Annotated in this window: 20 protein-coding genes; 7 read left to right on the top strand and 13 right to left on the bottom strand. The window is 72.2% G+C overall.

What is annotated here, in order from left to right; all coding sequences use genetic code 11:
• Positions 1 to 10: 10 nt before the first annotated feature.
• A complete protein-coding gene (locus J3P36_RS14960) occupies positions 11 to 1,495 on the bottom strand; it encodes a polysaccharide biosynthesis tyrosine autokinase (protein ID WP_210509036.1) in 1,485 nt (494 codons plus the stop codon).
• A 181-nt stretch (positions 1,496 to 1,676) separates the two neighbouring features.
• Here J3P36_RS14960 and J3P36_RS14955 point away from each other — a divergent pair, with 181 nt between their 5' ends.
• On the top strand, positions 1,677 to 2,261 hold the full coding sequence (locus J3P36_RS14955) for a hypothetical protein (protein WP_210509035.1): 585 nt from the start codon (positions 1,677 to 1,679) through the stop codon (positions 2,259 to 2,261).
• Between the two features lie 23 nt (positions 2,262 to 2,284).
• Here the strand turns inward: J3P36_RS14955 and J3P36_RS14950 are convergent, their stop codons facing one another.
• Entirely contained in the window at positions 2,285 to 3,622 is a 1,338-nt protein-coding gene (locus J3P36_RS14950) for a hypothetical protein (protein ID WP_210509034.1), read from the bottom strand.
• 114 nt (positions 3,623 to 3,736) lie between these two features.
• Between J3P36_RS14950 and J3P36_RS16865 the strand changes: the two genes are divergently transcribed.
• From J3P36_RS16865 to ispD, 4 genes are all read left to right on the top strand, one after another.
• The gene (locus J3P36_RS16865; RefSeq protein WP_210509033.1) at positions 3,737 to 6,223 is read left to right on the top strand and encodes an oligosaccharide flippase family protein; all 2,487 of its coding nucleotides are present in this window, start codon (positions 3,737 to 3,739) and stop codon (positions 6,221 to 6,223) included.
• An 88-nt stretch (positions 6,224 to 6,311) separates the two neighbouring features.
• Positions 6,312 to 6,518, top strand: coding sequence for a hypothetical protein (locus tag J3P36_RS14940; RefSeq protein WP_210509032.1), 207 nt, complete (start codon positions 6,312 to 6,314; stop codon positions 6,516 to 6,518).
• A gap of 2 nt (positions 6,519 to 6,520) precedes the next feature.
• Complete coding sequence (locus J3P36_RS14935) at positions 6,521 to 6,949, top strand: type II toxin-antitoxin system death-on-curing family toxin (RefSeq protein ID WP_210509031.1); 429 nt, start codon at positions 6,521 to 6,523, stop codon at positions 6,947 to 6,949.
• 127 nt (positions 6,950 to 7,076) lie between these two features.
• Positions 7,077 to 8,480, top strand: a complete 1,404-nt coding sequence (ispD, locus tag J3P36_RS16860) for a 2-C-methyl-D-erythritol 4-phosphate cytidylyltransferase (RefSeq protein WP_307807123.1) — start codon at positions 7,077 to 7,079, stop codon at positions 8,478 to 8,480.
• Here the strand turns inward: ispD and J3P36_RS14925 are convergent.
• The 7 genes from J3P36_RS14925 to J3P36_RS14895 all read right to left on the bottom strand — a co-directional run bounded on the left by J3P36_RS14925 (position 8,471) and on the right by J3P36_RS14895 (position 16,583).
• The gene (locus J3P36_RS14925; RefSeq protein WP_210509030.1) at positions 8,471 to 8,761 is read right to left on the bottom strand and encodes a hypothetical protein; all 291 of its coding nucleotides are present in this window, start codon (positions 8,759 to 8,761) and stop codon (positions 8,471 to 8,473) included. The genes ispD and J3P36_RS14925 overlap by 10 nt on opposite strands.
• A complete protein-coding gene (locus J3P36_RS14920) occupies positions 8,758 to 10,314 on the bottom strand; it encodes a LicD family protein (protein WP_210509029.1) in 1,557 nt (518 codons plus the stop codon). The genes J3P36_RS14925 and J3P36_RS14920 overlap by 4 nt, the downstream gene beginning before the upstream one ends.
• Before the next feature lie 221 nt (positions 10,315 to 10,535).
• Complete coding sequence (locus J3P36_RS14915; RefSeq protein ID WP_210509028.1) at positions 10,536 to 11,930, bottom strand: bifunctional dTDP-4-dehydrorhamnose 3,5-epimerase family protein/NAD(P)-dependent oxidoreductase; 1,395 nt, start codon at positions 11,928 to 11,930, stop codon at positions 10,536 to 10,538.
• Complete coding sequence (rfbB, locus tag J3P36_RS14910) at positions 11,930 to 12,928, bottom strand: dTDP-glucose 4,6-dehydratase (RefSeq protein ID WP_210509027.1); 999 nt, start codon at positions 12,926 to 12,928, stop codon at positions 11,930 to 11,932. Before rfbB ends, J3P36_RS14915 begins: the two co-directional genes overlap by 1 nt.
• Positions 12,928 to 13,803: a glucose-1-phosphate thymidylyltransferase RfbA gene (rfbA, locus tag J3P36_RS14905; RefSeq protein ID WP_210509026.1), complete on the bottom strand. Its 876-nt coding sequence runs from the start codon at positions 13,801 to 13,803 to the stop codon at positions 12,928 to 12,930. The genes rfbB and rfbA overlap by 1 nt, the downstream gene beginning before the upstream one ends.
• 362 nt (positions 13,804 to 14,165) lie before the next feature.
• Positions 14,166 to 14,498, bottom strand: a complete 333-nt coding sequence (locus tag J3P36_RS14900) for a GIY-YIG nuclease family protein (protein ID WP_210509025.1) — start codon at positions 14,496 to 14,498, stop codon at positions 14,166 to 14,168.
• A 270-nt stretch (positions 14,499 to 14,768) separates the two neighbouring features.
• Positions 14,769 to 16,583: a DUF4012 domain-containing protein gene (locus tag J3P36_RS14895; RefSeq protein ID WP_210509024.1), complete on the bottom strand. Its 1,815-nt coding sequence runs from the start codon at positions 16,581 to 16,583 to the stop codon at positions 14,769 to 14,771.
• 118 nt (positions 16,584 to 16,701) lie between these two features.
• Here J3P36_RS14895 and J3P36_RS14890 point away from each other — a divergent pair, with 118 nt between their 5' ends.
• Together J3P36_RS14890 and pseI are read left to right on the top strand one after the other, a co-directional pair.
• Positions 16,702 to 17,979 (top strand): O-antigen ligase, encoded by a 1,278-nt coding sequence (locus J3P36_RS14890; RefSeq protein WP_210509023.1) that lies wholly within the window; start codon positions 16,702 to 16,704, stop codon positions 17,977 to 17,979.
• 77 nt (positions 17,980 to 18,056) lie between these two features.
• On the top strand, positions 18,057 to 19,112 hold the full coding sequence (gene pseI, locus J3P36_RS14885) for a pseudaminic acid synthase (RefSeq protein ID WP_210509022.1): 1,056 nt from the start codon (positions 18,057 to 18,059) through the stop codon (positions 19,110 to 19,112).
• On the opposite strand, the gene J3P36_RS16855 is transcribed toward pseI, so the two are convergent.
• The 4 genes from J3P36_RS16855 to pseB are packed head-to-tail and all read right to left on the bottom strand — an operon-like array spanning position 19,109 to position 23,446.
• Positions 19,109 to 20,539 (bottom strand): bifunctional UDP-2,4-diacetamido-2,4,6-trideoxy-beta-L-altropyranose hydrolase/GNAT family N-acetyltransferase, encoded by a 1,431-nt coding sequence (locus J3P36_RS16855; protein WP_210509021.1) that lies wholly within the window; start codon positions 20,537 to 20,539, stop codon positions 19,109 to 19,111. The two genes, pseI and J3P36_RS16855, sit on opposite strands and share 4 nt — an antisense overlap.
• A complete protein-coding gene (locus J3P36_RS14875) occupies positions 20,536 to 21,270 on the bottom strand; it encodes a cytidylyltransferase domain-containing protein (RefSeq protein WP_210509020.1) in 735 nt (244 codons plus the stop codon). The genes J3P36_RS16855 and J3P36_RS14875 overlap by 4 nt, the downstream gene beginning before the upstream one ends.
• Complete coding sequence (locus J3P36_RS14870) at positions 21,270 to 22,397, bottom strand: DegT/DnrJ/EryC1/StrS aminotransferase family protein (protein ID WP_210509019.1); 1,128 nt, start codon at positions 22,395 to 22,397, stop codon at positions 21,270 to 21,272. Before J3P36_RS14870 ends, J3P36_RS14875 begins: the two co-directional genes overlap by 1 nt.
• A complete protein-coding gene (gene pseB, locus J3P36_RS14865) occupies positions 22,394 to 23,446 on the bottom strand; it encodes a UDP-N-acetylglucosamine 4,6-dehydratase (inverting) (RefSeq protein WP_307807122.1) in 1,053 nt (350 codons plus the stop codon). The genes J3P36_RS14870 and pseB overlap by 4 nt, the downstream gene beginning before the upstream one ends.
• Positions 23,447 to 23,456: the final 10 nt, after the last annotated feature.

The following is a 23,456-nucleotide window of genomic DNA, read 5'->3' as shown; positions in this document are numbered from 1 at the left end:
GCGAGCGGGCCTACTTCGCGACCTTCGCGAGGTCCTCGTCGTCGGCCAGCTTCTGCGAGACGGCGGGGGCTTCGACCGCCGCGTCCTCACGGAAGAAGGACTTCGGCGGAGTCGCCGCCGGGCGCAGCGCCGACTCGTCGCCGCGCTCGACCGTCTCGTAGCCGTAGCTCGACGTCGCACGCCGGGCGACGCCGTTGAGCACGACACCGAGCACGTTCGCGCCGACGAAGGTCAGCGACTGCGCCGCCTCGGCCAGCTGCTTCGAGCGGGTCACCTTCTGGCGGGCCACGATGAGCGCGCCGTCGGTGAGGTGGGCGATGGTGAGGGCGTCCGGCACCGCCAGCACGGGCGGCGAGTCGACGACCACGTAGTCGTAGCGCGCCTGCAGCTCCGCGAAGAGACGGGCCATCGACTCGCTCGAGAGCACCTGCGTCACGTTCGGCGGGGTGGTGCCGGAGGGCAGCACGTCGAAGGTGCCGACCTGCTGGATGGCGTCCTCCGCGCTGACGCCACCGAGGAGCACGTTGGTGAGGCCGACGGAGCCCTCGATGTTGACGTAGGCGGCGACCGCGGGGCGGCGGAGGTCGGCGTCGACGAGCAGCACACGGTGGCCGCGCTCGGCGATCGCGCCCGCGACGTTCAGCGCGGTCGTGGTCTTGCCGTCGCCGGGCAGGGCCGACGTCACCGTCATCGACCTCACGCGGCGGTCGACGCCGGCGAACTCGAGGTTGGTGCAGAGGCGCCGATAGTCCTCGGCCGCGCGGCCGTTCGGCTCGGCGAGGATGACGAGGTGCGGCAGGTTCTGCCCGTGGCGGCGCTCGACACCTCCGAGGAACGGGGCGCCGGTTGCCGCCGCAGCGGCCTTCGCCTCGTCCTCGGTGCGGAAGCGGGTGTCGAAGAGATCGCGGATGACCGCGTAGGCGATCGCGAGCAGCAGGCCGAGTGCTGCGCCGGACGCGATGAGGAAGAAGTAGCGCGGCGAGAACGGGGCGCTCGGCGCCTGCGCCTCGGCGACCGACTGCAGCGAGACCGCGGGCTGAGGGTTGTCGCCGCCCGTCTTCGGCGCCACATCCGCGACAGCGAGGGCGAGCGAGTCGGTGATCGCGTTGGCCAGCTCGGCGGCGCCCTCCGCGGAGTCGGCGGTCGCCGTCACCTCGATGATCACCGTGTTGAGGCGGATGTCCGTCTCGATCTGGGTCGCCAGCTTCTCGACGGTGGTGTCGAGGCCCAGCTCGTCGATGACCGGGTCGAGGACCTTCGGCATGACCGCCAGATCGGCGTACGACTGGACACTGTCGAGCGTGTACGTGCCACCCTGCACGAGCTCCTGGGTCGTCTCACCGCGCTGGGTGGACAGGAAGACGCTGCTGGTCGCCTGATAGAGGACGGGCTGGGTCGCGGCATAGAGGCCGGCGAGCAGACCGCCGACGATGGTGAGGCCGACGAGCACAGCCCAGTGCTTGCGCAAGGCCAGGAGATATCTGCGGGGGTCCACGGCGTGTTCTTCCTTCGGGTAAGGGAGATCCCATGGTATGACCGGGTCACCCTTTTCGTGCGCCCCCAGATAGGGGCACGGAAAGTCGTTTTCCACCCCTGGCGGGCGAGTCCTTTGCCGCTACTATGAGAGCCCCCTTCCCCCCTAACCCGAATCTGGGGCCGGAATGCCAAGAATCCTCGTGGTCTGCACCCGAAACGTGTGCCGCTCGCCGTACGCCGCGATCCTGCTCCAGAGCGCCCTGAGCAGCCGCACCACCGCCGAGTGGGGGGTGTGGAGCGCCGGCACGGGCAGCGTCGCCGGGCAGCGGATCTGCCCCCTCGCCGCGGAGCGCCTGGTCGAAGCCGGTCTCGGCGATCAGGCCTTCGCCCACCACTCGCGCCCGCTGGACTCGGCTGATGTCGAGGCCGCCGATCTGGTGCTCGTCGCGTCGGCGGAGCACCGCGCGGAGGTGGCGAGGCTGTCCCCGCGAGCGACCGCCCGCACGTTCACCCTCGCGGAGGCCGTGCGACTCGGCTCCGTGGTCCGCATGCCGGTCGGCGCTCCCCGTCTGCCGGACCTCGTGCACGACCTCCAGGCCGCGCGGCCCCTTCTGGCGAGCGGCCGCATGGAGCGGCACGGACGGCATCGCCCGCCGAGCGTCTCCACCGCGGCCATCGACATCGTCGACGGGCACGTGATGTCGGCGGCGGAGCACCGGGCGACGCTGCGCCGGGTGCGAGACTCGGTGGAGCAGATCGCCGGACTTCTCGCCGCCGCGTCCTGATCCCCGGGGCGACGCCCGGCTGCCTATCGGATTGCGGGTGCGACCGGCACGCCGGCCGGAGCGGCCGGCGCATCCGCGGACGCCGGATCCCCACCGAGTGGGTTCCGCCGATCGGCCGTGAGCGCGAGGCCGACCCCCAGCGCGATGGCGAGCACCGGCGCGGAGGTGTAGAGCGGGTTGAAGAACAGATTCCAGAGGCTCTGCACCGCCAGGAACATGCCGAGGCCGCCGACCATGCGGAAGGCCACCCCCCTCGTGATGATCTGCAGGAGCATCACGAGCGCGACGATCGCGACGACGACCCCGACCGGACCGAAGTAGGCCCACAGGTCACCGGCCATCGAATGCAGCTCGAACTTCGCGCCGAAGAGGAAGTTCTCGACGTACCCGTTGTCCGGGTCGTAATTGAGGACACGCATGCCGGCCTTCGCCGTGTCGATGTCCTCGCCGTTCGCGAGCACCCCCGCCCCGAAACCGAGAGGGCGGTCGAGGAAGAGCGCGACGGTCGCGCCGGCCTCGGGACGGGCGCCGAGCAGGATGTTTCCGGCCCGCTCGATCTGCTCGACGGACCGCTCCTGCGCACGCTCACCGAGGACGCCCTCGACGAGGAGAGCGATGCCCAGGTTGTAGATGACGAGACCGAAGGCCCCGAAGACCGCGAGCACCCGCAACGCCGAGGCACGGCGGGTCTTCGACTTCGGGATCATCTGCCACGCGACGAGCAGCGCCGCCAGCAGGAACTCGGCGAAGTAGGAGCGGGAATCGAGGAGCGCCGACGCGGCGGCGAGGGCGAGGAGCACGAGGATCTGCAGCCACCGCTGCCCAGTGCGCTCGGCGATCGCCAGCGTGATGACCGCGAGGGGCACAGCGAGCGCCGACTTCCACGGATTCGTCACCCAGCTGTCCTCACGCGTGAAGGCCGAGGCGAGCATGCCGATGCCGTACGTGAGGGCGATCGCCCAGAGCGGGAGGTACTCGCGCGCCCAGAAGATCACGCCGACAGCCGCGACGGTCCCGACGAGGAGGAGGGTGTTCGCGATCGAGTCGCTGTAGGTGACGACGTGATCCACCGACGAGTAGCGGGTGAGCCACACCGAGGCGAGAGTGCCGAGCACCGCGAGCACGCCGAGAGTGACGCCGCCGACATAGCGGCGGAACGCGGGCACCCACAGCGGCAGCAGGAAGAGGGACGCGACGTGGCCGAGGGTCACGCCCTGGCCGAGGAACTGCCGCGAGGAGATGAGGAAGATGGCGGCGATCGCGAGGACCTGGGCGACGACGAGCCAGGCGCCGGACAGCGGCGCGGCGCCGCGCGGGGCGGCGGATGCCTGCGCCTCGAGCTGCGAGGTCTGAGCGGACACGGGTTCCTTCGGGGGTTCGGGTAGGCAATCACTGTAGCGGCCAGGGTTTCTGCTGGCACGCCCCCTATAGTTGGGGGCCGCTCGGCCCCCGCGGCCGGGCTAGGTTATGGATTCGTGACGACGACCACCCCGAGTCTCGGCGACTCCGCCGCGCGAGGAACGGGCGTCACCCTGCTCGGACAGGCCGTCCGGGTCGTGCTGCAGTTCGCCTCGACGGTCATCCTCGCCCGGCTGCTCGCGCCCGAGGACTTCGGTCTCGTGGCGATGGTCGCCGCGGTGATCGGCATCTCCGAGCTGATCAGGGACTTCGGTCTCTCCAGTGCCGCCATCCAGGCGAAGAACGTCACCGACGACGAGCGCACCAACCTGTTCTGGGTCAACACGGGCCTCGGTGTCGCGACGGCGCTCCTCATGGTGCTGCTGAGCCCGCTCATCGTCCTGCTGTACGGCGAGCCGCGCCTGTTCTGGATCGTGGCCGCGATGTCGACCACGTTCGTGTTCAGCGGCATCAACACGCAGTTCAAGGCCGACCTCACCCGTTCCCTGCGCTTCGCCCTCCTCACCGGCATCGAGGTCGCGGGCGTCGTCGCGGGCTTCGTGCTCGGCATCGTGGGCGCCGTCCTCGGCCTCGAGTACTGGGCGATCGTGCTCCAGCAGGTCGCCACGGTCGCGGTCGCGACGGTCCTCAACGTGGCGGCGTCGCGGTGGAAGCCGGGCCTGCCCAAGCGGCACGTGTCGATCCGCCGCTTCGTCCGGTTCGGGCTCGGCGTGCTCGGCACCCAGGGCATCTCCTACGTCACGAAGAACGTCGACAGCGTCGCCATCGGCGCCGTCTGGGGCGCATCCCCGCTCGGCCTCTACGACCGGGCGTACCAGCTGCTCATGACCCCGCTCAACCAGATCAACGCGCCGATGACGCGCGTGGCGCTGCCCATCCTGTCCCGCGTGCACGAGGACAAGGACGTGTTCTCCCGGTACCTGCGCAAGTCGCAGCTGGTGGGCGCCTACCTCACCGCCACCGTGTTCGCGGTCGCCACCGGGCTCGCGACGCCGCTCGTGCTCGTGCTGTTCGGTGAGCGCTGGATCGGCGTGGCCGCCATCTTCGCGGCCCTCGCCGTCGGCGGCATGTTCCGCGCGATCGCGCAGATCTCGTACTGGATGTACCTCGCCACGGGCAGGACCGGCGCGCAGCTGCGGATGTTCCTCGCCGTGCGCCCCATCATGATCGTGATCATCCTCGCGGGACTCCCCTGGGGTCCCGTCGGCGTCGCGATCGGCCAGACGGTCGCCTACGCGCTGCACTGGGTCGTCTCACTGTGGCGCGTGGGCGTCGTCACCGGGGTGGACACGAAGCCGCTGTTCGCGAACGCGCTGCGCACCGTCTTCACGATCAGCGTGCCCTGCGGCGTCCTCGCCTGGCTCGGTACCCTCCTGCCCGCCCCGCCGATCGTGCAGCTCCTCGCGGGCGTCGGCTTCGCGCTCGCCTACGTCGCCCTCGCAGCGCTCGTCATCCCGTTCGTGCGCGACGACGTCACCGTGGTCCTCTCCTTCGCCCGCCGCATGTTCGCCCGCCGAGCCGGCCGGAAGGGGATCGCCTGGGAGCGGGAGCAGAAGCGCATCTTCGCCCGCCTCCTGCAGGACGCCGCCCCGCACCTCCGGGCGGGCCGCTGGTCGCTGCCCACCGTCTCGTCCGCCTTCCACGCCGGGCCGGAAGGGCGGCGGGCGGAGCGGCGGGCGCAGGCGTCCCGCCGTCCGCCGCGGGATGTGAAGGAGCGGCTCGTCCGCCGGCGCACCGCGATCGCGGCACCCCGCTCGGTGGCGGTCACCACCGGGTCGGGCGGCGCCGTCGAGGCGCTGCTCACCAAGGAGCGCGGGCTGGTCCTCTTCGACAGGGACGGCGGCGCGGTCACCCACGTCCGGCGCGCACCCTTCCCCGAGGGGTACGAGGAGAACCGGGCCGCCCTGTCGCGCGTCCTGCCGAACCCGTCCTGGTCGCTGTCCGGCGACCGCACCGTGCTGCGCGAGGGACTCGCCGCCGGCACGGAGTTCTCCCGGGCGCCCCTCGATGCCCGGCTGGCCGCGGTGCGCGGGATCACGGCCGCGTACACGGAGCTGACGCGCGACACCGCTTCGGGGTCGTCGGGTGCGGCGATGGAGGGCGCGCTCGCCCGCGCCCTCGCGCCCACGGACGGCGCGTCCTCCTCGATCCGGGCTGAGGTGGAGGCGCTCGCACCCGCGCTGCGGGAGGCCGCCGCCGCGTGGCCGCTGGCGCTCAGCCACGGCGACCTCACCGGCCTCAACCTGCTCGTCACCCCCGACGGAGCTTGGAGCGCCATCGACTTCGAGGACGCCGGTCCGCGTCCCTACTTCTACGACCCCTACGTGCTGCTGCTCCGCGACGCCGAGCTGCTCGCGGCGCTCCGCGACGGTCGCCTCGACGCCGACTTCGGCGCCCTGCACGCCGCGGCCGGACTGCCGGGTCCGGCGGACCACGAGCTGCTGCTCCGGGCCGGCGCGCTGCTCGCCGCCGAGTACCACGAGCGCATGCACGGCGGCCGCTTCTGGTTCAGCCTGAAGCGCGCCTGGCCCACCGGCGCCTGAGGGCCCCCCGAAGTGGGGACGGAGGCGGCGCACGACCCTCCGCGGGTCCTTCCCCTCGCCGGGAAGCCTCACGCTTAGCGTAAGGCTCGTGGCTATGACCCTGCGGCTCAGCGAAGAGAAGGAGATCGCCCTCGAGCGGATGGCGGAGACCCTCCACCTGAGCAAGAACATGGCGGCGGCGGAGGCGATCGCGATGGCAGCCCCACGGCCGAACCACCCCGACCTCGTCGCCGACTCCATGCGCCGCCAGCTGTCCCGCTACGCTGACCTGATGACCCGCCTGGCCAGCGCCTAGCCGTGTCAGCCGGGACCCCACCGGCCGACGCCCCCTCGTTCGAGTACCTCAGCGTCGACGACGTCGTGCAGATCATCGAGATCTTCACCGACGCGCCGCTGCGCGAGTCCGTCCGCGACATGGGACTCCTGATCTCGGCCGTCGACCGTCCCGCCATGCGCTACGCCGGGCACGACGTCTACCCGAACCTCCCCGCGAAGGCTGCGGTGCTCATGGAGAGCCTCGCCCGCAACAACGCCCTCTTCGACGGCAACAAGCGGCTCGCCTGGCTCGCGACCAACGTGTTCCTCGAGCTGAACCGCGCCGAGATGCACTTCAGCGACAACGAGACGTTCAGCCTCCTCCGCGAGGTGGCGCAGGGCTACATCTCGACGCAGGAGCTCGCGCAGCGCATCGCCTCCCGCCTCGGGCCCTGGCCTCCCGTCGCCTGACGGGCGCCCCTTCCCGGCTTCCGCCGCTCCTGTCAAGGTCGCGGCCCACATCGGTCCGGGGGCGCGCTCCGGACGCCCCCGGAGGATACGCTGATGGCGCCTTTTCCCCCGGCGAAGGGACTCCCCCGTGGCTGCATCTCCCTCTCTTCCGCTCCGGACCGTAGCGGTCGTCCTCGCCGGCGGGGTCGGCGAGCGCATGGGGGCCTCGGTGCCCAAGCAGCTCCTGCGCATCGCTGGGAAGACGGTGATCGAGCACACGATCGCCGCGCTCGACGCCGCTCCGGAGATCGACGAGGTCCTCGTGATGATGGAGCCGCACCATCTCGACGCGATCGACGCGCTCCGGCGGGCGGGCACCTACCCGAAGCTGACGAAGGTGCTGCCCGGCGGCTCGACCCGCAACCGCACGACCGCACTCGCCCTCGACGCGATCGAGCACGAGGAGGCGAAGGTGCTGCTCCACGACGCGGTGCGCCCCTTCGTCGACTCGCGCATCATCCGGGAGTGCGTCGAGGCCCTCGACGAGTACGACGCCGTCGACACCGCGATCCCGTCGGCGGACACCATCATCCGGATCACCGCCGATGACCACGGGCGCGAGTTCATCCGCAAGGTCCCGAAGCGGGCCCGGCTGCGCCGCGGCCAGACCCCGCAGGCCTTCCGCCTCTCCGTCATCCGCGAGGCGTACTCACGGGCGGCCGAGGACAGGACCTTCACCGCGACCGACGACTGCACGGTGGTGCTGCGCTACCTGCCCGAGGTCCCGATCGCGGTCGTGCGCGGGTCGGACGAGAACATGAAGATCACGGAGCCCGTCGACATCTCGTTCGCCGACAAGCTCTTCCAGCTGAGGACGGCCGGCTCCGGCTTCCTCGACGACGACTCGCGGCGCCGGGCCCTCGACGGGGCCACCGTCGTGGTGTTCGGCGGCAGCGAGGGCATCGGCCGTGCCATCTGCACCCAGGCGGAGGCGTACGGCGCCCGCGCCTTCTCGTTCAGCCGGAACGCGACCGGCACCCACGTCGAGCGCCGCGAGGAGGTCGCGGCCGCGATCGCCGAGGTCGCCGCCCAGACCGGCCGCATCGACTTCGTGGTGAACGCCGCGGCCGTGCTCGAGGTGGCGCCCCTCAGCGAGGTGGACGCCGACCAGGCCCGCAGCAGCCTCGACGTGAACCTGCTCGGGCCGGTGATCATCGCGCAGGAGGCGTTCCCGTTCCTCAAGGAGAGCCGCGGGCACCTGCTGTTCTTCACCTCGAGCTCCTACACGCGCGGGCGCGCCGGCTACAGCCTCTACTCCGCGGCGAAGGCCGGCCTCGTGAACCTCACGCAGGCCCTGTCGGAGGAGTGGGCCGAGTACGGGATCCGGGTCAACTGCATCAACCCGCAGCGCACCAAGACGGGGATGCGGGAGCGGGCGTTCGGCCACGAGGACGAGACGACCCTGCTGCGGCCCGAGCAGGTCGCCGCGGCGTCCATCGACACGCTCGCCTCCGACCTGACGGGTCAGGTCGTCGACGTGCGTCAGAGCTGACCGGACTTGAGCCGCTCGAAGACCAGGTCGTAGAGCTCGGCGACGCGGCGCCCGTCGCGGCGCGTCTCGTCGATCTCCTCCCGGAGCTCGTCGACCGCCGTCTCCAGGGTCCGGATGCGCGCCTCGAGTGCCGCGACGACCGCCCCGGCGCCGGCGGGCACGTCCTCGACGCCGGCGTGCAGGTCCTCCGGCTCGGTCCCGTCCCCGGCGATCGCCTCGGTCTCGGTCCCGTCCTCGACGATCGGCTCCGGCTCGGTCCCGGTCGCGGCGTGATCGGTCATGCTGTCTCCGTTCCTGTGACTGCCTTCGTGATCCGGCACCGGACCCAGGGCCTGCTGCCGTGCGGCGTCTCGCGGGTGCCGCTCGACAGCCGCTCCACGGCGAGGCCGCGAGCGCGCGCATCCCGCTCGAGGTCCTCGGGCTCGACGTGCCACGTCGTCGGGTCCTCGAACACGAAGTCGCCCGTGATCGCCGTGTAGAAGTCGAGCACGGCGACGGCGCCCGCCGTCAGCGTGTGCTGCAGCAGGAGGAGCAGGTTCGCCTTGCCGTCGCCGCTCAGCCCCTCGTACGTGTGCCCGCAGTAGTACGACGCGGAGCGCCCGTCGCGGAGAAGGTCGGCGGCGAGGTCGAGGACGTCGGAGGTGTCGTTGAGGTTGGCGCGGCGCGCCCGCACACCGCGGACGCCGGCCGCCGCCTGCACGGCCGGGAGGGCGAAGTCGACGGCGATCGTCGGGTGCCCCGCCTCGGCGAGCCGGCGGCTCATCGCCGCACGCCCGGAGCCGACGTCGACGACGACCGAGTCCTGGGGGAACAGCGACAGCAGGGCCTCCGGATCCTCGGGCAGCTCGTCACGGAGCCGGCCCGGCCCGCTCCAGAAGATGCGGTGGAGGTCGTAGTTGCCGAACCAGTTCCAGAACCGCCGGCGGGTGCGCAGCGGCACGTCGAACCTGAAGGTGGGGTCGGGCACCCGCCAGCCGGGTCCGTAGCAGGCGGCGAGCCACCCCTCGATGTCGGCGGGCGCCGGCAGCTCGTGGCCCTCGATCGTGATGCTCGACAGCGGCTCGATCGCGACCGCCTCGGCGGGAACCTGCATGGCGAGCGGCTCGTAGAACCAGCCGTCCCGGTAGAACGCGAGGAAGATGTCGACGTAGTGGTCGGCGGACCCGTCCTCGAACAGCCAGGTCACCTGCAGGTGGGAGGCGCTGTGCCGCACCACCAGGAGCCCCTGGCTCTCGACGAGGCGCTGCAGCCGGAACGACTCGAGCACCAGGTCGGCGGGATGGCTGCCATCGGGCATCAGCACCGCGAGGTCGATGTCGTCGTCGTTCGGCAGCAGGGCGCCGGCTCGCGCCGCGCCGAGCAGGGTGCCGCCGACGACGAACGGGGTCCAGCCGTCGGCGGCGAGCAGCGCGACGAGGTCCTGGGCCCTCGTGAGCATCCGCTCGGCGAGCCCCGTGTCCGCTCCCTCGAGGGCGATGCCGAGGTTGCCCCACTTGTTGATCGCGAGGCGCCGGCCGCGCTCGTCCGCCACGGTGATGGGCTCGGACGAGGTGCCGAGACGGGCGCTGCCGGTGGCGACCACGACGCCGGTCGCCGGATCCTGCAGCCGCACGTCGGCTGTCCCGTCGAGGAACGGCAGCAGCGCCGGGGGCCAGGCGAGGGTCACGGGCTCGGCGCCGGCGGGCACCGGTGCCGACCAGACGCGCCGGCCGTTGATCAGCACGTCGACCGCAGCGCCGAAGTCGGGAGTCCTCGCGACGACGAGGCCCGTGGGGAGGACCGCCACGACGGCGGGCTCCGCAGCAGAGGGGAGCTCGACGCCGTCGGGGATCATCTCGCCCACTCTAGGCCGACGCCCCCGTCCGGCGGATGGTGCATCCCGGAGGTTGACGCGGAGGGCCGGCCCGTCCCTCTCCGGGCACGAGTCGTCCCGCAGTCAGCAGGACTTTCTGCGATCAGCAGGAGGTCCGGCTTTCCAAAGTCCTGCTGATTGCAGAAAGTCCTGCCGATTGCGGAGAGGCCCGCTGACGGCAGGGTGAGGGCAGCCTTGCGCGGTCAAGCCCCCAGGTAGGCGCGGAGGGCGGCGTCCGCGTCGCGCGGGACGAAGCCGGTCGCGCGGAGCTTGTCGAGCGGGAGGACGCTGTTGAGGGGCCGCGGGGCGGCCTGCTTGCCGGCGAAGTACTCGGCCGTGCTGACCCCGGTCACGGCCGCCGGGTCGTGCCCGGTCAGCTCGTACACCCGCGCCGCGATCGCGGCCCACGACATCGCCGGTCCCTCGTTGCTGAGGTTGTAGACGCCGGAGGGCGCCTCAGCGGACAGCAGGTGCGCGATGCCCGCGGCGATGTCGTCGGCGAACGAGAGCCGGCCGATCTGGTCGTCGACGACCGACGGAGCGACGCCGCGCTCGGCGAGCGAGGCCATCGTGCGGACGAAGTTGGCGCCTTCGCCGATGACCCAGCTGGTGCGGACGATGCAGTGCCGCGGCACGGTCGCGACGAGCGCGTCGCCGGCGGCCTTCGTCTGCCCGTACACGCCGAGCGGGCTGAAGGGCTCGTCCTCCGGGTGCCCGTCGGCGGTGCCGTCGAAGACGTAGTCGCTCGACACGTGCACGAGCGTGAGCCCGTTCTCGGCGGCAGCCCGGGCGAGGAGTCCGACGCCGGTCACGTTCGCGCGCCACGCGGCCACCCGTCCCTCGGGCGTCTCCGCGGCGTCCACCTTCGTGTAGGCGGCCGCGTTGACGACGGCGCCGTAGTCCTTCCAGCGGACGGACCCGTAGGCCGCGGGGTCGGTCAGGTCGAACTCGGCGCGCGTTCGGAAGTCGGCGTCAGGCAGGACGGCCCGCAGCGCGGTGCCGAGCTGGCCGCCTGCGCCGAGCACGAGCGTGCGGCGCGGGGCCATCGGAACCACGTCGGCGAGGCGCGGGTGCGCACGGTCCTTGTCGGACAGCTCCGCCTCCGACAGCGGCACCGGCCAGGGCACCGCGACGGTCTCGTCGGCGAGGTTGACGAAGGTGTACTCCGCGTCCGCGCTCCAGTGGTCGTTGACGAGGTAGCTGTAGACGGTGTCGGGCTCGAGGGTCTGGAACGCGTTACCGACCCCGCGCGGCACGAACACCGAGACGGACGGGTCGAGCTCGATGGTCACGAGCGTGCCGAAGGACTCCCCCGGCCGCAGGTCGACCCAGGCGCCGAACACCCGGCCGGAGCCGACCGAGACGAGCTTGTCCCACGGCTCCGCATGGATGCCGCGCGTCGTGCCGACCTTGCCGTTGAACGACACGTTGTTCTGCACGGGCGCGAAGTCGGGCAGGCCGGCGGCGACCATCTTCGCGCGCTGCCAGTTCTCCTTGAACCAGCCGCGCGCGTCGCCGTGCACCGGCAGGTCGAGCACGAGCAGGCCGGGGATGTCGGTGCCGCGCACGCCGAGCGGCTTGCCGTACTCGACGGGCACTACTGGCCCTTCGACGCGTAGAAGGCCTCGGTGGCGTCCTTCGCGGGCGCCCACCAGTCCTCGTGATCGCGGTACCAGTCGATGGTCGCGCGGAGGCCCGCCTCGAAGTCGCGGTACGCCGGCTCCCAGCCGAGCTCGGTGCGGAGCTTCGTGGAGTCGATCGCGTAGCGGAGGTCGTGGCCGGCACGGTCGGTGACGTGGTCGTACGCATCCGCCGGCTGGCCGAGCGCGGTGAGGATGAGCTCGACGACGTCCTTGTTGCTCTTCTCGCCGTCGGCGCCGATCAGGTACGTCTCGCCGATCGTGCCCGCGTCGAGGATGCGCAGCACCGCTGAGGAGTGGTCGTTCGCGTGGATCCAGTCGCGCACGTTGAGGCCGGCGCCGTAGAGCTTCGGCCGCTCGCCCCGGAGCACGTTGGTGATCTGCCGAGGGATGAACTTCTCCACGTGCTGGTAGGGCCCGTAGTTGTTGGAGCAGTTCGAGATCGTCGCCTGCACGCCGAACGAGCGCACCCAGGCGCGCACGAGCAGGTCGCTGCCCGCCTTCGTCGACGAGTAGGGGCTCGACGGGTTGTACGGCGTCGACTCGGTGAACCGCTGCGGGTCGTCGAGCTCGAGATCGCCGTAGACCTCGTCGGTGGAGATGTGGTGGAAGCGGGTGCCGTGCCGGCGGGCCGCCTCGAGCAGCGTGTAGGTGCCGACGATGTTCGTGTCGAGGAACGGCCGCGGGTCGGCGAGCGAGTTGTCGTTGTGCGACTCGGCCGCGAAGTGCACGACCGCGTCGACCTCGGAGAACAGGCCGTCGACGAGCTCCGCGTCCGCGATGTCGCCCTGCACGAAGCGGAACCGGTCCTCCGGGAGAGAGTCGAGAGACGAGCGATTGCCGGCGTAGGTGAGCTTGTCGAGCACGGTCACCGTGTGGTCGGTGGCGCCGAGGGCGTGGTGGACGAAGTTGGAGCCGATGAAGCCCGCGCCTCCGGTCACGAGGAGGTGCGCCATCAGTTCTCCTTCCCGCGCTCGAGCAGGCCGAGCAGGTACTGGCCGTAGCCGGACTTCACGAGGGTCTGGGCGCGCTCGCGCAGCTGCTCGTCCGTCAGGAACCCCTGCCGCCAGGCGACCTCCTCGGGGGCGCCGATCTTGAGCCCCTGCCGGCGCTCGATGGTGCGCACGTAGTCGCTCGCGTCGGTCATCGAGTCGAACGTTCCGGTGTCGAGCCAGGCGGTGCCGCGGGGCAGCACCTCCACCTGGAGGGTGCCGCGCTCGAGGTAGGCCTTGTTGACGTCCGTGATCTCGTACTCGCCGCGGGCGGACGGCGTGAGGCCCTGGGCGATCTCGACCACGTCGTTGTCGTAGAAGTAGAGGCCCGGCACGGCGAAGTTGCTCTTCGGCTGCGCGGGCTTCTCCTCGAGGCTGAGCGCGCGGCCGTTCCGGTCGAACTCGACGACGCCGTACGCGGTCGGGTCGGCGACCCAGTAGGCGAAGATCGCGCCGCCGCGGAGGCCGTGGAAGCGGCGCAGGCGGGTGCCCATGCCCTGGCCGAAGAAGATGTTGTCGCCGAGCACCAGCGCGACCTCGTGGTCGCCGATGAAGTCGGCGCCGATCACGAACGCCTGCGCGAGCCCGTTCGGCTCCTCCTGCACGGCGAACTGGATCGAGATCCCGAACTGGGTGCCGTCGCCGAGCAGCCGGCGGAACGCGTCGGCGTCATGCGGCGTCGTGATGACGAGCACGTCACGCACGCCGGCCGCGATGAGGGTCGACAGCGGGTAGTACACCATCGGCTTGTCGTAAATGGGAACGAGCTGCTTGCTGACGCCGAGCGTGATCGGGTGCAGCCGCGAGCCGGTACCGCCGGCCAGGATGATGCCACGCATGCCGTCGAGTCTGGCGGCGCCCCTTCCCGTGAGGCAATTCCCCGTCCGGGTGACACCCCTGTCCCCCGTCCTGCGGACCCGCGTCCACACCTCCGGTGATTGAGGAGCCGCCCGCAGGGCGGCGTCTCGAAATCACGCGAACTTCCCTCAGGACGGAGATCCCCGCCCCGCTGCCTCCCGGTGATTGAGGAGCCGCCCGGAGGGCGGCGTCTCGAAATCACGCGACCCTGTCTCAGGACGGCCTCCCCGCCCCGCCCGCGCCCCGCTGCCTCCCGGTGATCGAGGAGCCGCCCGGAGGGCGGCGTCTCGAAATCACGCGACCTTGTCTCAGGACCCGATCACCACGCCGCCTCCCTAGGCGATCAGCGGCGCCAGTGGAATTCCGGATTGGACGAGTCGGGCCGTTCCACCTTGGGCCGGAAGCCGCGACGCGCCAGGTTCGGCAGCTGATCCCACTCACCGGCGATGAGCGCCTGACGCTTCGCCCTGCTCCAGCCCTGCACTCGCTTCTCGAACGCGAACGCGTCCTCGATCCGCTCGAACTCGGTGGCGTACACGAGCTCGACCGGCCGCCGTGCGGCGGTGAAGGAGGACCCGGAACCGGCCTGATGCTCTTCGAGACGCTTCGCGAGGTCCCAGGTGCTGCCGGCGTAGTAGCTGGCGTCGGCACACTGCAGGAGGTACATCCACGGCATGGCATGCACCTCATCACGGTGGCCTGCCGCCGAAGGCCGCGGTTCACGAGCGGTGAGCGGATCCCGGTCGCGCTGGCTTGAGGAGGGAACACGTGGCCGGGTCCGAAAGGGCGTTGCGTGATTTCGAGACGCCGCCCTTCGGGCGGCTCCTCAATCACCGGACCGGGCGGTCCGATCCAGAGGCAAAGTCGCGCGATTTCGAGACGCCGCCCTTCGGGCGGCTCCTCAATCACCGGAAGGGGCCGCTCCTCGTCCGCCGGAGCTCGAGGGTCAGCCGCAGGCGGGCTGCTCCACCGCAACCTCCGTCGGGTTGATCATCGGGGTCGTGCGAAGCTCCAGCGGGCCGTAGGTGCCCGCGGGGGCCGTGAAGCGGACCGTGATCGTCGTCGTGCCCTCCACCGAGGCGTAGGAGGTGATGCGGGTCACCGGGCGGCCGAGGTCCGTGCCGGTGGAGAGCAGCTCGTCGCGGAGGCTCGGGCTGTCGACGTGCCAGTCGAGGAACGTCGCGCCGACCGGACCGACCACGTACACGTCGGTGCGGAACTGGCCGCGCGGCAGCCAGCCGCTCGCGACGTAGGAGGGCAGCAGCTCCGCCTGCTCCTGTGTGAGCGGGGAGGTGATCGTGTAGGTGGCCGCGAAGACGGCGTCGCCGTCGGCCGGGCAGCCCTCGACGCGGACGGATGCTTCCGTGTCGACGAAGTAGTCCATCTTGGACGCCGAGTAGTCGTTGAAGTACACGCCGACCGTGGTCGACTCCTCGTTGCCGCCCGGCAGGATCCCCGCGACCGGCGTGCGAGCGAGCACCTCCTGCTCCTCGGGGTTCGCGCTCCACGCCATGAGGCGCCCCTCGTCGATCGCGTCCTGCAGTGCGGGCAGCAGCAGCATCGGATCGGCGGAGCCGGACAGCAGGCCGTCGAAGATCGCGGCGGCCGCGGCACTGAAGAACGCGTCCTGGTCCGCCGGATCGGGATAGCGGGCATACGCCTCATAGAGGAGCAGGTCGACGGCGTTGTCGCTCCTCAGCGTGTCCCCGCTCGGCAGGGTGATCGGTCCCACGGCGTCGAGGAGCGACGCGAGCGCGACCGGGTCGAACGAGACGACGGCGTCCACGGTGCCGCCGAACTCCCGCTCCCAGTAGCCCTTGCCGAGCTGCGCCATGGTCGGGAAGTCCGGCCGGGTCGCGGTGTCCATGATGACGGTCGGGAACTTCGGGTCGTACACCTGCGCGAGGTTCTCCTCGAGCGGGACGGGCGGCGGCGCGTACGCGACGAAGTCGCGGCTCGACGCCTGGCTCACGATGTCGACACGTCCCTCGTCGACGCCCATCAGCAGCAGGGATGCGGGGTTCCCGCCGAGCGAGCGCGCCTCCGCCGGGTTCTGGAACATCAGCAGGTAGTTGCGGGGTCCATCGCCGCCGAGCAGCGGGACGAGCAGCGATGCAGCCTCCGCCGCGGGCGCGGCCGTGTCGGCGGCGTCGTCGAGCAGTGCGGAAAGGCGTGCGTGCGCATCCGCGACCTGGCCGATGGTCCCGTCCGCGTCGAGGGCCGCCACGTCGTCCCGGGCGCGGGTCAGCGCGGTGTTCGCGCCCGCGACGCTGTCGGCGAGCTGCCGGACGACGTTCATGTCGAGCGCGCCATCGACCGGCTTCAGGCCCTCGATCGCCGTCCCGGCCTGGGCGAGCGGAAGCACCGCGTCGCGCGCCACATCGTCGACGGAGGCCGCGAGCACGCGCACGACGGACAGGTTCCTGCCGAGCACGGGCACCGCCTCGCCCATCCGCCAGACGAGGCCGTCGGTGTCCGCGCGCGCGGCGGCCGTCTCGTCGACGAGCCGTTCGGCGAGCGCCGGGGCGGCCGCCGGGTCGGCGGTGAGGATGTCCTGGAGCCGCCCCACGAGGGATTCGGCCCGCTCCAGCGAGTCCTTCGCGGCGAGCGCGCGACTGCCGATCCACACGCCCGCGGCGACGAGCGCGACGAGCACGACGGCGACCGCGAGCAGGGTCCAGAGGAGGACGCGCCGCCGCCGGCGCACCGGGGCCGGCGACGCGGCCGACTCGTCGACGGCGGGGTCGGTCGCGGTATCCATCCCGCCACACGATACGGCCTGATGAAGCGCGCCTTCCTCCCCCCGAGCGGGGATCTCGGCGGCCGCGCCCCGCGTCGAGCCGGTTTACGGCGGGGCCGGCACTACGGTGGATCGCACGATGACCACGTCGCCCGGTCGCCCCCGCCTCCCCGCACAGGTCGCGGAGCTCATCGGCTCCCCCGCCTTCGGCGCCGCGCTGACCACGGCGACCATCGCCGCCGTGCTGTCCCCGCACCTGATCCGCTCGCTGATCGGCTGGCCCGGGTACCTGGCGGCGCTCGGCGGCCTCGTCGTGCTCGCGGTCGGCGCGCTCATCGCGCGGCACCGGGTGCTCGACTGGACCGGAATCCTGCCGGTCTCGATCCTGCTCTTCGTCGGCTGGTGCACGATCAGCGTCTTCTGGAGCGAGTACCAGTGGGCGACCGTCAGCGGCGTGGCGTACCAGCTGACCATCGGCTTCCTCGCGGTGTTCGTCGCGATCAGCCGCGACCTCATCCAGGTGGTGCGCGCGTTCGGCGACGTCCTGCGCGTCCTGCTCGGCGTCTCGCTCGCCCTCGAGATCCTGTCCGGGCTGCTGCTCGACCTGCCGATCGCCTTCCTCGGCATCCAGGGCAATCTCGCGATGGGCGGACCGATCCAGGGCATCGCCGGTTCCCGCAACCAACTCGGAGCGCTCGCCCTCGTCGCGATCATCACGTTCACGATCGAGCACGCGACCCGCTCCGTGCCGCGCGGGCTCGCCGTCGCGTCCCTGACTGCAGCCGCCCTCACGCTGCTGCTCACCCGCTCTCCCGTCGCGCTCGGGATCGCGGTCGTCACGGCGCTCGTCGCGCTCGCGCTGCTCGGGATCCGGCGCGCGCCCGCAGAGGGGCGCCCGGCCATCCAGGCGGTCGTCCTCACCTCGGCGGCGATCGCGATCGTGGTCAGCTACATCTTCCGGGCCCGCCTCATCGGCCTGGCGGGCATCGGTGGCGAGGTGGATGTGCGCCTCGCCCTGTGGCGCTCCGTGCAGTCACTCACCGTCATCCATCCCCTCGAGGGGTTCGGCTGGGTCGGATCGTGGCGCCCCGAGCTCGCGCCGTTCTTCGCGATCCGCACGCTCAACGACCGCACTCCCACCTCCGCGCTCAACGCGTTCCTCGACTCCTGGTTCCAGGTGGGACTCATCGGCCTCGCGCTCTTCGCGGTGCTGCTCGGGCTCGCGCTCGTCCGCGCGTGGCTCGTCGCGTCGAGCCGGCGCAGCGTGACCCACATCTGGCCCGCGCTCGTGCTCGTCGTGCTCGCCCTGCTCTCGACCGTGGAGAGCAGCGTGCTGACCGAGTACTGCTGGTTCCTCCTCGTCGTGTGCGCGGTGAAGGCGGCCCAGGAGCTCAGCTGGCGGCGCGGCCTGCGCTGATCGCCCGCGCGCGGACCGGCCCCGCGGACGGTCGGACTTAGGCTGTTCTGGCCATGCGGCGCACACGAGGGAGGGCCATGTCGGGTCGGAGCATCACTGCCGGAAGCCGGAGGATCGGCCCCGATGAGCCGCCGTTCGTGGTGGCGGAGGTGTCGGGCAACCACAACGGCGACCTCGGCCGGGCGCTCGCGATCATCGACGCGGTGGCCGAGTCCGGCGCCGACGCGGTCAAGTTCCAGACCTACCGGGCCGACACGATCACCCTCGACTCGGATGAGCCCGCCTTCGTCATCTCCGAGGACCACCCGCTGTGGGGCGGACGCCGGCTCTTCGAGCTGTACGAGGAGGCGCACACGCCGTGGGAGTGGCACGAGGCGCTGTTCGCCCGCGCCCGCGAGCACGGCCTGATCCCGTTCTCGAGCCCGTTCGACGACACCGCGGTCGAGCTGCTCGAGTCGCTCGACGCGCCCCTCTACAAGATCGCCTCCCTCGAGATCGGCGACCTCGGCCTGCTGCGCACGGTCGCGCGCACCGGGAAGCCCGTCATCCTGTCGAACGGCGCCGCGGGCATCGCGGAGGTCGACCTCGCGGTCCGCACCATCCGTGCGGAGGGCAACGACCAGATCGCGCTGCTGCACTGCACTTCGTCCTACCCGGCGGACCCCCGGGAGTCGAACCTGCGCGCGATCCCGGTGCTCGCGGACGCGTTCGGTGTGCAGGTGGGCCTCTCGGATCACACGCCGGGCGTCGGCGTCGCCGTTGCCGCGGTCGCGCTCGGCGCGACGATCATCGAGAAGCACGTCACCCTCGCGCGCAGCGACGGCGGCGTCGACTCGGACTTCTCCCTCGAGCCGGACGAGCTGAAGATCCTGGTCGACGGCGCCCGCGTGGCGCAGCAGGCGCTCGGCGAGCCCCGTCCCGCGGTGACGGCGGGCGAGGCGGAGAGCCTCCGGCTGCGCCGCTCGCTCTGGGTCGTGCAGGATGTCCGGGCCGGCGATCCGGTGACCTCCGAGAACGTGCGGTCGCTGCGTCCGGCCGGCGGACTGCCGCCCGCGGCGCTCGACGACCTCGCGGGCGCCCGCTTCTCGGCCGACGTGCGGCGGGGCACCGCCCTCTCCTGGGACCTGGTCTAGAGCGCGGCGCTCAGCCGGACCATCCCGTCAGCACCGGCCGCCCCGTCGCCGGTGAACCCGGCGGCCCGGAAGGCCCGCTGGGAGGCGCCGTTCTCGGGGCGCATCTCGGCGATCACGAGCCGCGGCGGGGAGGGCTGCGCGGCGAGCCAGGCCATCGCCGCCGCAATCACGGGCTGCGCGAGGCCCCTCCCCCGCGCCGAGGGCGCGAGGGTGATCGAGATCTCCGCGGAGCCCTCGTCGAGCCGGTCGAACCGCACCGTGCCCGCCGGAGCGCCCTCCGTCCGCGCGATCAGCAGCGAGCGCATCGGATCGGCGAGGGTCGCGCGGACCCAGGCGGCGTGCGAGGTCCACTCGAGGGCACCGGTGCTGCGGGAGGCGGCGCGGGTGGCGGGATCGTCGCGCCAGTCGAAGAGCGCGCTCGCGTCGCCCGCGCGGGCCGGGCGCACGGTGACCCCGGTCGCGCCGAGCCGGTCCTCCCAGGCGCCGACGATGCGCGCGGCGCCGCGGCCGTCCACGAGGAGGCGCGCTCTCGACGCCCGTTCGCCGGCGAGGGAGCGGTCGGCGAGCGCGTCGGCGACGCCGGACGCCAATCCCCCGCTCCGCAGCTCCTCGAGCGTGCCGAGGCCCTGGGCCAGGTCGTGCTCGACCAGGTACCGGCGGTTCTCCGCCTGGTTCTCGGTGACCTGCACCACGGCCATCGGGACGCCGAGCGCAGCCAGCTCCCAGACGCTCGTGCCGCCCGCCGTCACCACGAGGTCGACCCCGTCGAGGAGGTCGAGCAGGCTGCCGGCGGGGACGGACTCGATCCCCTCCTGAGGGGTCGCGCCGACGGCCCGGACGGCCGGTCGGCTCGGCAGCTCGGCGAGGAGGCGCGCCACCAGGTCGGTGGCGCCGAACGCGTCGGTGCCGCCCATCAGCACGAGCACCCGCCGCAGAGGGCCGGGTTCGGCGGGCGGCCGCTCCGCCGCCGCGGCGATCGCCGCCCGCAGCGGCAGGAAGGCGGGGCCGGCCAGCACCTCCACGCCGGACGACTCCGGCCGGTAGTCGTCGAGAGCCCGAGGATGTCCGTCGACGACCACGTCGGCGGGACGGCGCCCCCACTCCCCGTCCTCCATCGACGACAGCAGCACGCCGGCGGCCCGAGCGGCGTCGTGCAGTCCGGGGAACTCCGTGTAGCTGTCGACGTGCAGCACGTCGGCCTCCGCGGCGGCCGCGGCGGCGACCAGGGCCGGCGGCGCGTCCTGGACGGGCTCGACGCCGATCCCGGCGGCGTCGAGCGCCCCGCGGACGAGCGGTGACTCGATCCGGCCGGCGAAGCGGACCTGCCAGCCCGCCGCGATCGCGGCCTCGGCGACCGCGAGGCCGCGCATGGCGTGCCCGACGCCGCCGTGGAGGGTGGCATCGCAGCGGACGTAGAGGCGCCTCACGCCTCCCGCAGCTCCTTCTGGCGCACCTCGGCGTTGAGCACCGCGACCTCGGGATGTGCCGCGAGCGCGGCCACCACGTCCTGCCAGGACGGCGGACGGCGGGGAAGCAGCGGAACGAGCGCGTCGAGGGCGGCCGCGTCCTGCGGCTCGTCGAGGGTCACGCGGTAGCCGCTGTAGTCGCCGTCGACGCTCACTCCGACCGTGCGATACGGGCCGCCTTCCGCATACGCCGCGCTCGTGACGTGCACCCGGTGGAAGCCCTCTGCGGTCCTCCCCAGTTCGCGCAGGACGTCCGCGCGGATGAGCTCGACGTCGAGTCCCCGCGGCAGCGTCCGGCGCAGCGTCGTGGCGACGTAGTCGGCGGAGGGATCGGCACGCCAGGTGCGCACGACCTCGTCGATGAGCGCCGGGTCGAGCAGCGGGCAGTCGGCGGTGAGCCGCACCACCGCGTCCGCGCCGGTGGCGTCCGCCGCACGGAGGAAGCGGGCGAGCACGTCGTCGAGCTCGCCGCGCACGACGCCGACCCCGGATGCGGCCCCCCACTCCGCGATGGCGTCGTCGTCAAGGTTCTCCGACGTCGCCACGACCACGTCGTCGATCTCGGTCGCCGCGCGGGCGGCCCGGATGACCCAGTCGAGCACGGGAAGCCCGTCGAGGGGCCGCAGCACCTTGCCGGGCAGGCGCGTCGAGCTCATGCGCGCCTGCACGACCGCGACGACCCGGGCGGGCATCAGCCGCGCACCGCCGCGAGCACCGCGTCGATCACGCGGTCGACCTCGGCGTCGGTGAGGCCGACGTAGAGCGGCAGCGAGATCTCCGACGCGTAGTAGCTCTCCGCCACCGGGCACTGGCCCCGCTGATAGCCGAGGTCGGCGAAGACCGGGTGCCAGTAGACGGGGATGTAGTTGACCTGCACCCCGATGCCCGCGGCCCGCAGGTGCTCGAAGATCGCGCGGCGGCGCTCGGCGGGCACCCGCAGCGGGTAGAGGTGCCACATCGGCTCGGCGCCGTCCGGGCTCGCGGGCACGCGGAGGTCGTCGACGGAGGCGAACGCTGCCGAGTAGCGGGCCACGATCTCGGCGCGGCGCGCCTTGAAGGCGGCCAGGCGGCGCAGCTGGCTGATGCCGAGCGCGGCGAGTACGTCCGGCAGCCGGTAGTTGAGCCCGAACTCGTGCACCTCCTGGTGCCACGGCCCCTCGTCCGGCCAGCGCTGCAGCGACTTGTCGCGCACCAGGCCGTGGTTGCGGAACGAGCGGGCGCGCCGGTCGAGCTCGGGGTCGGTCGTGACGACCGCCCCGCCTTCCGCCGTGGTGAGGTTCTTCGTCGGGAAGAAGGAGAAGGCCGTGAGGTGCGCGCCCGTGCCGACGGGCACGCCCCCGACGGTGGAGCCGATGGAGTGGGCGGCGTCCTCGACGAAGAGTGCACCGGCCGACTCGGCGAGCGCGCGGAAGCCGGCCTGGTCGACCGGCAGCCCCGCGTAGTCGACGGCGGTGATGGCGCGGGTGCGGGAGGTGACCGCTGCGGCGGCGGCCTCGAGCGACAGGTTGCCGGTGTCCTCGTCGACGTCGGCGAACACGACGTCGGCGCCCTGCAGGACCGCCGTCGATGCGGTGGCCGCGAAGGTCAGCGGCGTCGTGACGACCTCGCCGCCGGCCACGCGCGCGGCGGCGTAGGCCACGTGCAGGGCCGCGGTGCCGGACGTGACGGCGGTGACGCGTGTGCCGGCGCCGGCGGCTGCGGCGACGGCGCGCTCGAACTCGTCGACGCGCGGGCCCGTCGTCAGCCAGTCGCTGCGGAGCGCCTCGGCGACGGCGTCGAGGTCGGCGTCGTCGATCGACTGACGGCCGTACGGGATCATCGGACCGGCTGCAGGTCGAGGAGGTCCTGGATCTCCTCGACGGTCAGGAACCGGTCGTTGGTGTGCGACTGGTAGCTCTGCTCGGGGTCGATCGACACCGCGTCGGCGGGCGGCGCCCAGCCCCAGCCGCTCAGATGCGGGGCGACGACCATGCGGTCGCCGGTGCGGTAGGTGCGGCGGGCGTCGTCGAGGGCGATCATCTCCTCGTGCAGCTTCTCGCCCGGGCGGATGCCGATCTCGACCAGCTCCGCGCCCGGCGCGATCGCCGCGGCGAGGTCGACGATGCGAATCGACGGGATGCGCGGCACGTAGAGCTCGCCGCCGGTCATCAGGTCGAACGAGTCGAGCACGAACTCCACCGCCTGCGGGAGGGTGATCCAGAACCGCGTCATCCGGTGGTCGGTGATCGGCAGCGGCTCGCCGCGGCTCGCCATCTCCTGCCACTTCGGCACGATGCTGCCGCGGCTGCCGGACACGTTGCCGTAGCGGACGACGGAGAACCGGGTGTCGTACGCGGACGCGTAGTGGTTGCCGGCGATGAACATCCGGTCGGCGGCGAGCTTGGTCGCGCCGTAGAGGTTGATGGGGCTCGACGCCTTGTCGGTGGACAGCGCGACGACGCGCTTGACGCCCGCGTCGATGGCCGCCTCGATCACGTTCTGCGAGCCGCGCACGTTCGTCTCGACGAACTCGAACGGGTTGTACTCGGCGGTGTCCACCTGCTTCAGCGCCGCCGCGTGGATGACGTAGTCGACGTTGTGGAAGGCCCGCAGCAGGCGCGACCGGTCGCGGATGTCGCCGATGAAGAACCGCAGCCGCGGCTCGCCCGGGTACTGGTGCTGCAGCTCGAACTGCTTGAGCTCGTCCCGGCTGAGGATGACGAGCCGGCGGACGCCGTAGGGGCCGAGCAGCTGCTTCACGAGGGCTTTGCCGAGCGATCCGGTGCCGCCCGTGATGAGCACGGAGCTGCCCCTCAGCAGGGACTCCGGTGCCGCTTCGGGAGTCGCTCCGCCGGTCGCTCGTGGCTCTTCGTTCCCCGCTGCAGTCACCCGATCAAGC

The organism is Naasia sp. SYSU D00057 (genome assembly GCF_017916505.1).
Classification (GTDB): domain Bacteria; phylum Actinomycetota; class Actinomycetes; order Actinomycetales; family Microbacteriaceae; genus Naasia.
The sequence above is the reverse complement of the archived record's forward strand: the minus strand, read 5'-3'. Positions and strand labels throughout refer to the sequence as shown.

Coding starts and splice junctions, on each gene's coding strand:
- J3P36_RS14925 (WP_210509030.1), bottom strand. CDS start 8,761: ATGACCGATCACGCCGCGACCGGGACCGAGCCGGAGCCGATCGTCGAG.
- J3P36_RS14920 (WP_210509029.1), bottom strand. CDS start 10,314: ATGATCCCCGACGGCGTCGAGCTCCCCTCTGCTGCGGAGCCCGCCGTC.
- rfbB (WP_210509027.1), bottom strand. CDS start 12,928: ATGGCGCACCTCCTCGTGACCGGAGGCGCGGGCTTCATCGGCTCCAAC.
- rfbA (WP_210509026.1), bottom strand. CDS start 13,803: ATGCGTGGCATCATCCTGGCCGGCGGTACCGGCTCGCGGCTGCACCCG.
- J3P36_RS14900 (WP_210509025.1), bottom strand. CDS start 14,498: ATGCCGTGGATGTACCTCCTGCAGTGTGCCGACGCCAGCTACTACGCC.
- J3P36_RS14895 (WP_210509024.1), bottom strand. CDS start 16,583: ATGGATACCGCGACCGACCCCGCCGTCGACGAGTCGGCCGCGTCGCCG.
- J3P36_RS14890 (WP_210509023.1), top strand. CDS start 16,702: ATGACCACGTCGCCCGGTCGCCCCCGCCTCCCCGCACAGGTCGCGGAG.
- pseI (WP_210509022.1), top strand. CDS start 18,057: ATGTCGGGTCGGAGCATCACTGCCGGAAGCCGGAGGATCGGCCCCGAT.
- J3P36_RS14875 (WP_210509020.1), bottom strand. CDS start 21,270: ATGCCCGCCCGGGTCGTCGCGGTCGTGCAGGCGCGCATGAGCTCGACG.
- J3P36_RS14870 (WP_210509019.1), bottom strand. CDS start 22,397: ATGATCCCGTACGGCCGTCAGTCGATCGACGACGCCGACCTCGACGCC.